Raw genomic sequence first — 11,848 nt, 5'->3', positions numbered from 1 at the left:
TCAGGTCGACGCACTACTGCGCCACGGCGTCGACCGCGACAACATCCACGTCGACGTCGCCGGCGGCGCTCCCGCAGAGCCAAGACCGTCCCTTGTCAGCCGAAGAAGACCGAGGTCACGAAGCCCTGAAAGCTACCAGCGGGCTACTTGGCACCTGGTTTGCCGCTCGTTAACGGCACCCCGGTGAGGCCGAGTTCACCGGTGCATCGTGTGTGATCAGCCGACGAGTCGGCCGTCCTTGACCGCTGCGACGAACGACGCCCAGCCGCCTGCGGAGAAGACGGCGGCCGGCCCGGCCGAGCCGGCCTTGCTGTCGCGTACGGGGAGGGCGGCGCAGCCGTCGGCGACCTCAAGGCAATCGCCGTTGGAGCCTCCGCTGTAGCTGGACTTGAACCATCCGGTCAGCGTTCCGGCATCAGCGACGGTCGGGTTGACGCTGTGCATGTTCGTGCTCCTCTGCGATGGCTCTGACGGAGGCCACCGAATTCCGTTGGAAGGCCACCTCGCTCAGGGCGAGAGTGCAGGACGCCTGGCGGGCCTCTACCAGCGCCGGATCGTCCATCAGATTTCCGGTGCGAAGTCCCTCGACGTAAGCGAGCGGAGCGGCATCCAACTGGGCGAACTTCGAGTCCGAGTCGGCCGGCCGGCGTACGAAGAAAGCCATCCGTCTTCAGCGCGATACCGATGCGACGAGCGTCGTCCGGCTTCGGCAGGCGCCGCCCCGCCTCCCAGTGGCTGATCAGCGTGGGGGCATCCGACTGTCAAGGAACCTGTTGATGCAGCTCAGCCCAGCGAACATGTGACAGAACGGGGGCTCAGCGGACGTGCCGTCGAAGGCCTCCGGGGGATGGGGAAGCTCCGGCCGACGGGGAAAACGAGTGGGGTCCGGTCGAGCGACCCGACCCCGTCTCGCTGCGCGGGAACAGCCGTTACGAACCGGCCACGCTCCCGCAGGTGATGGTGCCGTCGACGGTGATCGAATCACCTTCCACGTCGGTCGGACCCAGCTTCACCCCGGCCACGGTGGCGACCCACGCGCCGTTGGTCTTCTGGCTGGTGATCCCGGACGCGGCGGTGTGGACGTAGCTCTTCCTGCCCGGCGTGACGAGCGTGGCCAACGCCTCTCCATCGGTGACGACGGCGGTGAACGCCGGTGTCGTGGAGGCCTTCGTGTCGCTGACATCCGGAGCGGTGATGGCGGTGATCTTCCCCTTCACCACGGCACACGCCACGCTCTTGATGGTGAACTCACCGGTGTCGCCACCGCTGTACGTGAGATGGGCGGTCCCCTTCCCCGAATCCTTCACGGCATCACCGGCCGGGGTGCCGACGGCGGTACTTCCTGCGCTGTTGTCCGCTCCGCTCTTCCCGGAATCGTCGTCCGAGGAGCAGCCGGTCATGGTCACGGAAGCGGTGATCAGGGCTATGAGCGGCAGTGTCACAGCACGGAGGCGGGGCATCGGCGGTACCTTTCGGCAGTTTGGCAGAACGCTCACCGTATAGGGCTGCCGCCCCTGAGGAACGGGGAGTTGTACTGGACATCGCGCTTCACCTCCACGAGGGCACCTCTCCGACCGAAGGGGCGCATGGCTGATCAGGCGCACCTTTCCGGCATCCAGCTCATCGCGGCGCAGCGGCCGGGCCCTCGTGGGCGTCCCGTGCGTCCAGCAGCGTCGGCAGGTGCTCCGCCGCCCACGCGCAGCAGGCGGCCATGGGTACGAGCAGGGTGCGGCCGAGCGCGGTGAGTGCGTAGGTGACCGGGGCCGGGGCGCCCACGTGGACGGTACGGGTGATCAGTGCGTCCCGCTCCATCGACCGCAGCGTCTCGGTCAGCACCTTCGGTGTGATGCCGCGCAGCGGGACCTCCAGTTCGGAGAAGCGCCGCGGACCGCCCTCCAGGCACCTGATGATCTTCGGGGTCCATTTGCCGCCGAGTCGAAGAGGCGAAGCGGTGTGGGAGCAGGCCGTGAACATTTCGGGATCAAGTGGTTGGCTCACCCTGGCGAGCGTACGTAACTATCGTTGCGGAAACCATGGGGTCCGGAGCTAGCGTCCGGGGCATCGGCCGACGATCCGTCGGCCTTGTCGAGGGGAAACCCATGAGCAGCAGGATCGTCATCTTCGGAGCGGGCGGACGCGCGGGCCGGCACGCGGTCGCCGAGGCTGTCTCCCGTGGCCACCAGGTCACCGCGGTCGTGCGGGACGTGGCCAAGTACGGGGATCTGGCCGGTGACGGCGTGAGCGTGGTCGCCGGTGACGTCACGCGGGCGGACAGCGTCGCGGAGGTCGCCGCCGGGCATGACGCGGTGATCAGCGCCGCCGGCCGGCTCGACATGCCGGCGGATGAGTTCTACGTGCGCGCGGCGCACGCCCTGCTGGACGGTCTGGGCCGTGCGGGCGTGGGCCGGCTGGTGCTGATCGGGATCGGCTCCACGCTGGAGGTCGCGCCCGGAGTGGCGGTGCACGAGGCCCCCGGTTTCCCGGAGGAGGGGCTCGCCTTCTCCCTCGGGCATGCGGCGGAACTCGACGTGCTCCGGGCGGCGCAGACGGAGATCGACTGGCTGGTGCTCGCCCCGCCGCCCGTCTTCCTGGACGCCGAGGCCCCGCGGACCGGCCACTACCGGATCGGCGGGAACGAGGTGTTGCCCGCCGCTGACGGCGAGACCACCTTCCCTTACGCGGACTTGGGGGTCGCGCTGATCGACGAGATCGAGGCCCCGAAGCACCATCGCTCGCTGACCGCGGTGGCGGGCTGACTCGCCCTCGTCCGAATCGAGCAGAGCGGGAGCTGTTTAGGATCTCCCAGGATCCCTGGCGGGCCGAACACCGCCAGGGGAGAACGATCATGGGGGATGTAATGCGCAAGACACTCACCAGGGCTGCCTTCGTCGTGGCCGCGGTCCTGCTGGCGGGCTGCGGTGGCGGCGGTGGCGCGGACGAATCCCCGGCCGAGAGCAAGGCGAAGAGCCCCGCCGTCCAGCCGTCGCACACGTCGGAGGACTCCGGTGATGCCGTCGAGGAAGGTACCCCTCACGAGGTGACGATCGAGGTCAGGGGCACAGGTACAGGCTCCGTCATGTACACCCTCGATGAAGACAACTTCGAGCAGGTGACCCTTCCCTGGAAGAAGACAGCCACCATCGCCGCGCGGGGCGCCGAACGCAAGGTCGGCCGGCTGGTGATCCTCACACCCGGCAACGTGACCCGGCCCGACGGCAAGCTCGTCGCGGCAGCGTGCTCGATCACCGTCGACGGCAAGACGGTCGTCGAGACCAAGGAGGGCGCGGGCAAGCCCTGCTCGTACAAGTTCAAGTAGGACGAGTCAGCCGCCACTCTCCGCCGTTGACCGGCTTCATCGACAACGGGCGCCGACCGCCGCTGCTGTGAAGCGGGTCACGGGAACCACCCCTGAACTCCCGGACAGGTCAGAGGACATGGAGAGACAACTGCGGGCCCGGATCCGGGACGGGGACGACGACGCCTTCGCGGAGTTGTTCGACCGGTATGCACGCTCCGTGTACAACCACGCGTACCAGCTGACGGGCGACTGGTCGACTGCCGAGGACGCCGTCTCGTTGACGTTCCTCGAAGCCTGGCGGCTGCGCGGCCGGGTGGACGCCGAAGGCGGGTCGGTGCGCCCCTGGCTGCTGGGGATCGCGACGAACGTCGTGCGCAACACCCGGCGCGCGGCAGGCCGGCATGCAACGGCGATGGCGCGGCTGCCTCCGGCGAGCCCGGTGAGCGACTTCGCCGACGAGGTCGCGAGCCGGGTCGACGACGCCGAACTGCTGGCCGCCGTACGGCTGGCCCTGGACACCCTTCGACGTGGCGAACGGGAGGTGCTCGCGCTCTGCGTGTGGTCCGGGTTCGACTACGCGGCCGCCGCCGAGGCGCTCGGGATCCCCCGGGGCACGGTGCGCTCCCGGCTCTCCAGAGCCAGGAGGAAACTCGCGAAGGCCGCCGGAAAGGTCACCGGAAACGGGGAACCGTTCGGCCGCCCGCGACAGGTGAGAGATGGCCGCACCCACGCGGCCCAGCCCATCCAGGAGGGAAACCGATGAACGACACCACGTCGCTCCCCGAGAAGGACCTTCCGCCGGGCCGTCACCGTCATCTCAAGGAGCACCTGATGCGCGAGATCCGGCAGACCCCCGCAGGGGACGAGGACCAGCAGGCCGCCCGCCGCACGAAGTGGCTCCGGCCGGCCGTCGCCGGCCCGGCGTTCGCGGGAGCGCTCACTCTCGCGGTCATCGCGGGGATCGCGGTGACCGGTTCGGACGGTTCGGCGGCACCGGTGGGAAAGGACGGCAGGGCGACCTACGCGTTCGCTCCCGAGGTGAACGGTGACACCACCGGCGGGGCGGCCGAGCTGCTCGACCGCATCGCGACGGTCGCGGCGCACTCACCGGCGGGAAACAACGTCCGCGACGACCAGTTCGTCTACATCCGCAGCACGGTGGCCGCCGCCACCGTGGGGGAGGGAGTCGAGACGAAGCTCGCCGCCCTGCACGGGCGCGAGGTGTGGCTGTCCGTCGACGGGACCCGCCCGGGGCTGCTCCGTGAACCGGGCGGCGGCTTGGACAACGAGGAGTTGGAACATGACCCCGCGCCCGGCAGGCCCGGCTACCGGGAGAGCACCAACTACCGGCACCTCCAGACCCTGCCCACCACCACGGACGCGATGCTGAAGTGGCTCCGCTCCCAGGCGGACCCCGGGGGCTCGGGGGACGAGGGGCGGAATTCCGACCAGGACGCGTTCGTACGCGTCGGGGCTCTCCTCGACGAGTCACTGATGCCGCCGGACGTCGGCGCCGCCCTCTTCCGCGCCGCCGCGAAGATCCGGGGGGTGGTCGTGGTGCCTGACGCCGTGAACGCGGCCGGTCGCCACGGCGTGGCCGTCACCCGTTACGACGCGTACAACGACGGGGTCCGTGACGAGCTGATCTTCGACAGGAAGACCCTGGAACTCATCGGCAGCCGCAGCGTCGCGACGAAGGCCACCGACAGCATCGAGGCCGGCCAGGTGATGTTCACCCGTGCCGTCCTCGACCGCGCCGTGGTGGACGCGAAGGGGCAGCGCCCTTAAGGAGCCGCCGCCGCGGCCGGTGTCGCTGGGGGCGTACTCACCGGAGCACGCACTCGCCGACACCGGCCGCGGCGGGAGAAGGCGTCAAGGAGGTGACGGGGAGAAGGTTTTCCTGCGCGGACCCGGCGGAGGATTGCTTCGACCTCTGCCCGTTCCTCCCCGGTCGGTCCGGTCTCGGCGCCCGCCCAAGTGCCGGTGCCTTCTTGTTCTTCGGCCTCCGTGCGGGCGTCCTCGAACGGCTTGAAGATCCTCCGGACGCGGTCCTGCTGGTCCATCTGCGCTTGTGCGGCGTTTGATCGCCTTCGCCAGTTGTTCGGCTTGGGTGTCGAGCCCGGCAGTCATCGCGACGACTTCGCCGGGGGTGAGCGTTGTCGTGGTGGCGAAGCCGCCGGCCTGTGGCGGAGTCAGGGCCGGGGACAACACGGCTCTGGCGGCGTGGAATCGAGTCCTGCGGAGGCCGGTCAGCGAGCCGGCTCGATGAGAGACACGCAGGCGGTGTGAAAACCGCAGGACAAGTCCGGCGAGCGGCTCGCTCTCCCAGGGGGGTCGAGGCTGCGGCCCGGCGCTCGTGTCCGTCAACTGCCCCGGCCTCTCGCCGCGGTCGCGGAAGACCCATGCTTCGTCCCAGTTGCTAGGGCCTGTCGAAGGCATCCGGCCAGGAGGCACCGGCTTGGGACCGAAGCGAATGTGCCATGGGAGTGCTTCACAGCAGTCATGATGTCCAAATGGACGAGCGAACAAGGTGGGTCAAGGCTGCCTGGCTCACCTCGGGAGTGTGTGGGCTCATCGTCTTTGCAGGTCTCAGCGTTGGGGTGGTGTCCGGGGAAGGCATGGTGCTCGGGTTGGAGGTACAGCGCTGGGTTCTGCGCGCGCTTCTCGTACTTACCGCACTGGGCGTCGCAGGCGCTTGCCTCGCCCAGGTCTCCCCCAAACGGCGCGCAGCCGTCCTCGGCCCTGTATTCCTCGCCCTTCTGTTTCTCGCTGCGATCTGGAGTAGCCGCACTCTGCTCTCCGACTGGCAGACCCAGCGCCTGGGGCCCGGCGATGCACCGACTGCTGTGGTGGCAATCGTCAGCATCGGAACGATGATCGGTGTTCTGACGAAGTCAATCCTGAGCGGCCTCGCTCAGTTCACCCAGTCACGTGGAACGGCTGACGCCGAAAAGGTACGGGCCCAGGCCGAACTCCTGCGAGCACAAGCCGACATGCTCCGCGCTCAGCACGCACTGCCACCGCCCGACGGCGACCCCGGAGGCACGGCCCCGGGCCGGACACCACCCGGCACCACTCCCGCCCCTGACGAGACCAACTGACACGCGAAGTGCTGGTGGGGTGGGCTGGTGAAGGGGACATCCCTCTCGAGCCGAGTGCGTCGCGTGCAGGTCCGCATGCCGAGGTCTGCTCACCAAGCATCCCGGCAAGGCCGGCTCAAGTCACGCTTTGACCGGTGACAGGAAGGCCGCCGACGAACCGTACGTGACAAGTAACACGCCTCCCCGGTGACGGTCGGGCTGCTTCGACCGATCCCGTTCGCCGGCTCATCCGACCCCGCTGGTGACATCTCCTGAGCTTCGGCTCAGTTGCCGCCCCTCGGGTGGGCCTCCACGATGTCAGCGCCGCCCGGTACCGTCACGGGCATGTCCACCATGTCCTCCACGGCGTCGTCCAAACCGAACATGGCCGTCCTCGAAGGGGTCCTTGAGCGGATCACCTACGCCAACGAGGAGAACGGGTACACGGTCGCCCGCGTCGACACCGGACGCGGCGCCAACGATCTGCTCACCGTGGTCGGCTCGCTGCTGGGCGCACAGCCCGGCGAGTCGCTGCGGATGGAGGGGCGCTGGGGCTCGCACTCGCAGTACGGCAAGCAGTTCACCGTCGAGAACTACACGACGATCCTGCCCGCCACCATCCAGGGCATCCGCCGCTACCTCGGCTCCGGCCTGATCAAGGGCATCGGTCCGGTGATGGCCGACCGGATCACCACCCACTTCGGCGTCGACACCCTCGACATCATCGAGCAGCAGCCCAAGCGCCTCGTCGAGGTCCCCGGCCTCGGCCCGAAGCGGACGAAGATGATCGCCGCCGCCTGGGAGGAACAGAAGGCGATCAAGGAGGTCATGGTCTTCCTCCAGGGCGTCGGCGTCTCGACCTCCATCGCCGTCCGTATCTACAAGAAGTACGACGACGCCTCGATCTCCGTCGTGAAGAACCAGCCCTACCGGCTGGCCGCCGACGTCTGGGGCATCGGCTTCCTCACCGCCGACAAGATCGCCCAGGCGGTCGGCATCCCGCACGACAGCCCGGAGCGGGTCAAGGCCGGACTCCAGTACGCGCTGTCGCAGTCCACCGACCAGGGCCACTGCTTCCTCCCCGAGGAACGGCTGATCGCCGACGCGGTGAAGCTGCTCCAGGTGGACACCGGCCTTGTCATCGAGTGCCTCGCCGAACTGGCCGAGGACCCGGAGGGCGTCGTACGGGAGAAGGTGCCCTCGCCGGAGGGCGGCGAGCCGGTCACCGCCGTCTATCTGGTGCCCTTCCACCGGGCCGAGATCGCCCTCGCCGCCCAGGTGCGCAGGCTGCTGCGGACGCCGGAGGAGCGGATGCCGGCCTTCGGTGACGTGGACTGGGACAAGGCCCTGAAATGGCTCGCGGGCCGGACCGGAGCGAAGCTGGCGCCCGAGCAGGAGGCCGCCGTGCGGCTCGCGCTCAGCCGGAAGGTCGCCGTGCTGACCGGTGGGCCCGGCTGCGGGAAGTCGTTCACCGTCCGGTCCATCGTGGAGCTGGCGCGCGCCAAGAAGGCCAAGGTGGTGCTCGCCGCGCCGACCGGCCGGGCGGCGAAGCGGCTCTCCGAGCTGACCGGGGCCGAGGCCTCCACCGTGCACCGGCTGCTCGAACTGAAGCCGGGCGGCGACGCGGCGTACGACCGGGACCGCCCGCTGGACGCCGATCTGGTCGTCGTCGACGAGGCGTCGATGCTCGATCTGCTGCTCGCCAACAAGCTCGTCAAGGCGGTGGCACCCGGTGCCCATCTGCTGCTCGTCGGGGACGTCGACCAGCTGCCGTCGGTCGGTGCGGGGGAGGTGCTGCGGGATCTGCTCGCCGACGGCGGCCCCGTCCCGGCGGTCCGGCTGACCACCATCTTCCGCCAGGCCCAGCAGTCCGGCGTCGTCACCAACGCCCACCGGATCAACTCCGGCGTACCGCCGCTCACTCAGGGGCTCAGCGACTTCTTCCTCTTCGTGGCGGACGAGACGGAGGACGCGGGCGTGCTCGCGGTCGATGTCGCGGCCCGCCGCATCCCCGCGAAGTTCGGTCTGAACCCCCGCCGTGACGTGCAGGTACTCGCTCCCATGCACCGAGGTCCGGCCGGTGCGGGCCATCTCAACGGTCTGCTCCAGCAGGCCATCACGCCCGCCCGCCCCGATCTGCCCGAGAAGCGGTTCGGCGGCCGGGTGTTCCGGGTGGGCGACAAGGTCACCCAGATCCGCAACAACTACGACAAGGGCGAGAACGGGGTCTTCAACGGCACGGTCGGCGTGGTCACCGCCCTCGACGTCGACGAGCAGAAGCTGACCGTCCTCACGGACGAGGACGAGGAGATCCCGTACGACTTCGACGAGCTCGACGAGCTGTCCCACGCGTACGCCATGACGATCCACCGCTCCCAGGGCAGCGAGTACCCGGCCGTCGTCATCCCGGTCACCAAGAGCGCCTGGATGATGCTCCAGCGGAACCTGCTCTATACGGCTGTGACGAGAGCCAAGAAGCTCGTCGTGCTGGTCGGCTCCCGGCAGGCGATCGGACAGGCGGTCCGCACGGTTTCCGCAGGCAGACGCTGTACAGCGCTGGATTACCGGCTGCGGGGAGGTCCGGAAGGAGGATCCGCCGAAAAAATGATCGATCAAATCGGTGGGAAACATCACGGAGGGCTTCCGGAACCGCAGTCAAGGGGGCAGGATGAATAAGTTCGCGGCACTCAGTGCCGCGAGTAGGTCCAATGGACGACCCCGAGTGCACTCTCCTGAGCCAAATGGGGGAGGGTAGAGACAGTCAGGGAACCTCGAAGAAGAGGCACTACGTCGGTGAGGGATGACGTGAGCGACAACTCTGTAGTACTGCGGTACGGCGATGGCGAGTACACCTACCCGGTGATCGACAGCACCGTCGGCGACAAGGGCTTCGACATCGGGAAGCTCCGGGCGAACACCGGCCTGGTGACGCTGGACAGCGGATACGGCAACACCGCTGCGTATAAATCGGCCATCACCTACCTCGATGGCGAGCAGGGCATCCTGCGGTACCGCGGCTACCCGATCGAGCAGCTCGCCGAGCAATCGACGTTCCTCGAAGTCGCGTACACGCTCATCAACGGTGAGCTTCCGAAGGTCGACGAGCTGTCGGCCTTCAAGAACGAGATCACCCAGCACACGCTGCTGCACGAGGACGTCAAGCGGTTCTTCGACGGCTTCCCGCGCGACGCCCACCCGATGGCCATGCTGTCCTCGGTCGTCAGCGCGCTGTCCACGTTCTACCAGGACAGCCACAACCCGTTCGACGAGGAGCAGCGTCACCTCTCGACGATCCGGCTGCTGGCCAAGCTGCCGACCATCGCGGCGTACGCGTACAAGAAGTCGATCGGTCACCCGTTCGTCTACCCGCGCAACGACCTCGGTTACGTCGAGAACTTCCTGCGCATGACCTTCTCGGTCCCCGCCCAGGAGTACGTGCCGGACCCGGTCGTCGTCTCGGCGCTGGAGAAGCTGCTCATTCTGCACGCGGACCACGAGCAGAACTGTTCGACCTCCACCGTGCGTCTGGTCGGCTCCTCGCAGGCGAACATGTTCGCCTCGATCTCCGCCGGTATCTCGGCGCTGTGGGGGCCCCTGCACGGTGGCGCCAACCAGTCGGTGCTGGAGATGCTCGAGGGCATCCAGGCCAACGGTGGCGACGTCGACTCCTTCATCAGCAAGGTGAAGAACAAGGAGGACGGCGTCCGCCTGATGGGCTTCGGCCACCGGGTGTACAAGTCCTTCGACCCGCGCGCCAAGATTATTAAGGCCGCGGCCCACGATGTGCTGTCCTCGCTCGGCAAGTCCGACGAGCTGCTCGACATCGCGCTCAAGCTGGAGGAGCACGCGCTCTCCGACGAGTACTTCGTCTCGCGCAACCTCTACCCCAACGTGGACTTCTACACCGGTCTGATCTACCGGGCCATGGGCTTCCCGAGCGAGATGTTCACGGTGCTCTTCGCGATCGGCCGGCTGCCGGGCTGGATCGCCCAGTGGCACGAGATGATCAAGGAGCCGGGTTCCCGCATCGGCCGCCCGCGCCAGATCTACACCGGCGAGGTCCTGCGCGACTTCGTCCCGGCCGAGGGCCGCTGAGCCCCGGACCACCCCCCCCCGCATCACCCCGGGCCCTCTCGGCCGGTTGCCTTCGCCCCGACTGCCGCGCTTTCGCACAGAGCGCGGGGTCCGGGGCGATTTGCTTGCCCGGACGCGGTACTGCCCGGGTTTACTGCTTGGGCCGGACGCGTCCGGACATGCGAGAAGCGCCCCGCCATCGATCCCCCCACGGGCCGACAGCGAGGCGCTTCCCATATCCCGGAGCGGATTCCCCCCACGGGATCCGGCCGGGCGTTCTGTGGGAGCCGAAGCTCCTGGGTGTTCCTCGGGTACTGCGTGTCCTGCGCTTGCCTCTCGTACAGCCGTCCTCGTACAGCCTGCCTGCCGGCGGTCTGCCGGGGTACGTACCGACGGGAGGGCCGCTCAAAGCTCCCCGGTGCACGTGCCCCGGCCAACGCTTGCCCCGGAGCGTCCCCCAAGACCCTCCGTCGGATGTCCCCCAAGACATCCCTTGGCATCGCACTCTTAGACTCGCGAACCCACCGAATGGTTACCCCATAATCGATGTGATCTGGATCTCTTTGTGGAAGTTACGTGAAGGACCTCAAGCGCAGGCTGTTCGTTACGACGAAGACCGAGGAGAAGGCCATCGCCGCTCCCGCAATCATAGGGTTGAGCAGGCCAAATGCCGCAAGGGGTAGAGCGGCAACGTTGTAACCGAATGCCCAGAAAAGGTTGCCCCTGATGGTGGCCAGGGTGCGCCGGGAGAGCCGGATGGCGTCGGCGGCCACCTTGAGATCTCCACGAACGAGCGTCAGATCGCTCGCCTCGATGGCCGCGTCGGTGCCGGTGCCCATCGCCAGACCGAGGTCGGCGGTGGCCAGTGCGGCGGCGTCGTTGACCCCGTCGCCGACCATCGCGACGGCACGTCCCTCGGCCTGCAACCCCTTGATGACGTGCGCCTTCTCCTCGGGAAGCACCTCGGCCCGGACCTCGTCGATCCCGACCGCGCGGGCCACCGACTCTGCCACGGCGCGGTTGTCGCCGGTGAGCAGGATGGGTGTGAGGCCGAGTGCGCGGAGCTTCGTGATGGCTTCGGCGCTGGTGTCCTTGACGGCGTCGGCGACTTCGAGGACGGCGCGTGCTTCGCCGTCCCAGGCGACGGTGATCGCTGTGCGGCCTGCGGTCTCCGCCTCGGCCTTGCGGCGCGCGAGTTCGTCGGGGAGGTGGATTTCCCACTGGGCGAGCAGTTGTTCGCGGCCGACGAGGACGGCGTGGCCCTCGATGACGCCCTGGACGCCGAGTCCGGGGACGTTGGTGAAGTCCTCGGGGGTGGGGAGTGGTGCGCCGGTGCGTTCGGCGGCTCCGGTGGCGACGGCCTGGGCGATGGGGTGTTCGGAGGCGTGTTCGAGGG

General features: G+C 68.4%; 11 protein-coding genes. 7 read left to right on the top strand and 4 right to left on the bottom strand.

Translation table 11 applies throughout. The annotated features are described in order from the left end of the window. Positions 1 to 216: 216 nt before the first annotated feature. From AB0I52_RS10085 to AB0I52_RS10075, 3 genes are all read right to left on the bottom strand, one after another. A complete protein-coding gene (locus tag AB0I52_RS10085; RefSeq protein ID WP_363070776.1) occupies positions 217 to 444 on the bottom strand; it encodes a DUF397 domain-containing protein in 228 nt (75 codons plus the stop codon). Positions 445 to 929: 485 nt separating this feature from the next. Beyond that, on the bottom strand, positions 930 to 1,460 hold the full coding sequence (locus tag AB0I52_RS10080) for a hypothetical protein (RefSeq protein ID WP_363070774.1): 531 nt from the start codon (positions 1,458 to 1,460) through the stop codon (positions 930 to 932). A gap of 160 nt (positions 1,461 to 1,620) precedes the next feature. Next, positions 1,621 to 1,974 carry a helix-turn-helix domain-containing protein gene (locus AB0I52_RS10075; protein WP_363070990.1) on the bottom strand — a complete coding sequence of 118 codons (354 nt, stop codon included), beginning with the start codon at positions 1,972 to 1,974 and terminating at the stop codon, positions 1,621 to 1,623. 125 nt (positions 1,975 to 2,099) lie between these two features. On the opposite strand from AB0I52_RS10075, the gene AB0I52_RS10070 reads away from it, so the two are divergent. The 7 genes from AB0I52_RS10070 to AB0I52_RS10040 all read left to right on the top strand — a co-directional run bounded on the left by AB0I52_RS10070 (position 2,100) and on the right by AB0I52_RS10040 (position 10,473). Beyond that, a complete protein-coding gene (locus tag AB0I52_RS10070; RefSeq protein WP_363070772.1) occupies positions 2,100 to 2,756 on the top strand; it encodes an NAD(P)H-binding protein in 657 nt (218 codons plus the stop codon). 89 nt (positions 2,757 to 2,845) lie between these two features. Further along, complete coding sequence (locus AB0I52_RS10065) at positions 2,846 to 3,316, top strand: hypothetical protein (protein ID WP_363070771.1); 471 nt, start codon at positions 2,846 to 2,848, stop codon at positions 3,314 to 3,316. Positions 3,317 to 3,434: 118 nt separating this feature from the next. Beyond that, on the top strand, positions 3,435 to 4,061 hold the full coding sequence (locus AB0I52_RS10060; RefSeq protein ID WP_363070769.1) for an RNA polymerase sigma factor: 627 nt from the start codon (positions 3,435 to 3,437) through the stop codon (positions 4,059 to 4,061). Further along, complete coding sequence (locus AB0I52_RS10055) at positions 4,058 to 5,086, top strand: CU044_5270 family protein (RefSeq protein WP_363070767.1); 1,029 nt, start codon at positions 4,058 to 4,060, stop codon at positions 5,084 to 5,086. Before AB0I52_RS10060 ends, AB0I52_RS10055 begins: the two co-directional genes overlap by 4 nt. A gap of 725 nt (positions 5,087 to 5,811) precedes the next feature. Further along, a complete protein-coding gene (locus AB0I52_RS10050; RefSeq protein ID WP_363070765.1) occupies positions 5,812 to 6,399 on the top strand; it encodes a hypothetical protein in 588 nt (195 codons plus the stop codon). A gap of 333 nt (positions 6,400 to 6,732) precedes the next feature. After that, positions 6,733 to 9,054 (top strand): ATP-dependent RecD-like DNA helicase, encoded by a 2,322-nt coding sequence (locus AB0I52_RS10045; protein ID WP_363070988.1) that lies wholly within the window; start codon positions 6,733 to 6,735, stop codon positions 9,052 to 9,054. Positions 9,055 to 9,183: 129 nt separating this feature from the next. Then, entirely contained in the window at positions 9,184 to 10,473 is a 1,290-nt protein-coding gene (locus AB0I52_RS10040) for a citrate synthase (RefSeq protein ID WP_363070763.1), read from the top strand. Between the two features lie 551 nt (positions 10,474 to 11,024). Here AB0I52_RS10040 and AB0I52_RS10035 read toward each other — a convergent pair. Then, on the bottom strand, positions 11,025 to 11,848 hold an 824-nt coding region (locus tag AB0I52_RS10035; RefSeq protein WP_363070761.1), incomplete at its 5' end, for an HAD-IC family P-type ATPase.

The organism is Streptomyces sp. NPDC050423 (assembly GCF_040655445.1).
Lineage (GTDB): Bacteria > Actinomycetota > Actinomycetes > Streptomycetales > Streptomycetaceae > Streptomyces.
This window is presented reverse-complemented; position numbering and strand designations above follow the sequence as displayed.